Source organism: Lacticaseibacillus manihotivorans DSM 13343 = JCM 12514 (genome assembly GCF_001435035.1).
Taxonomy (GTDB): domain Bacteria; phylum Bacillota; class Bacilli; order Lactobacillales; family Lactobacillaceae; genus Lacticaseibacillus; species Lacticaseibacillus manihotivorans.
Window position 1 is genome coordinate 1 of the sequence record NZ_AZEU01000059.1, and the last position, 478, is coordinate 478.

Annotated in this window: 1 protein-coding gene; it reads right to left on the reverse strand. The window is 55.0% G+C overall.

Annotated elements, in window-relative coordinates:
• A partial coding sequence (locus FD01_RS03640; protein WP_156647261.1) for an IS30 family transposase occupies positions 1–478 on the reverse strand: 478 nt, incomplete at both ends.

The following is a 478-nucleotide window of genomic DNA, read 5'->3' on the forward strand; positions in this document are numbered from 1 at the left end:
TCTTGAGTTTCGGCGACAGCTTGTGGGCTGACAGCGTCTAGGGATTCACCTTTGGGAAAGTCTCGCCGAACCATCTTATTGTGGACCTCGTTGGTGCCGCGCTCGCTGGAACGGTATGGATGCGCATAGTACACGGTGGCCACGCCATCGAGCACCGAGTCTAGGTCGGCAAACTCAGAGCCATTGTCGGCAGTAATTGTTTTAATGACGTCGCCGTACTCCGCAACGATACCGCGCATGGCGTAGTTTACGGAGTCGGCGTCGCGGCCATCAATCAGACGCATGAACTGGAAACGGGACTTGCGTTCGATGAACGTCATAATGACGCTCTCTTGACCATCACGCTTACCCACCACTGTATCTAACTCGAAGTGGCCGAACTCACGGCGACTATCCACACGTTTGGGGCGCTCATCGATACTGCGTCCAGTAAGCAGGCGTTTATGCTTGGTGTTGGCCTTGTGCTTGATGTGGTGGC